Genomic DNA, 383 nt, shown 5'->3' on the forward strand with positions numbered 1-383 from the left:
CGCTTACCTATCACGACCAGGCCAAAAACGAGATGTACTATTTTACCGTCAATGGACAAACGGGAAAAGTCTGTGGAAAACTTCCGGTCGACAGGAGAAAATTGTTGATTCTGTTTGCTGAGATATTCTTCCCGGTCCTGATATTTATGCTTCTGATGGGGTATCTGATATGATAAGACGACAAAGAAACAGGATATCCGCATACATAACAAAGGATAGTCTGCTGCTTCGGCTTCTGCTGTTAGCTTTCATGGCTGTTTTCCTGGCCGGTGCCGTCAGCGGATTTACGGCTTATGCCTCCGGGAAATCTGATCTGGCGGCCGGAGAGAAGAGGGTTTTCGATGAAGCAGGACTGTTTGGGGAAACGGAGAAGAGTTCCATGG

Annotated in this window: 1 protein-coding gene; it reads left to right on the plus strand. The window is 47.3% G+C overall.

Translation table 11 applies throughout. From position 1 onward, the window contains the following. Window positions 1-169: 169 nt before the first annotated feature. Window positions 170-383: TPM domain-containing protein (locus tag NE664_15665; protein ID MCQ4728071.1), on the plus strand; the 214-nt coding region annotated here is incomplete at its 3' end.

It is taken from the genome of Anaerotignum faecicola, assembly GCA_024460105.1.
Taxonomy (GTDB): Bacteria; Bacillota; Clostridia; order Lachnospirales; family Anaerotignaceae; genus JANFXS01.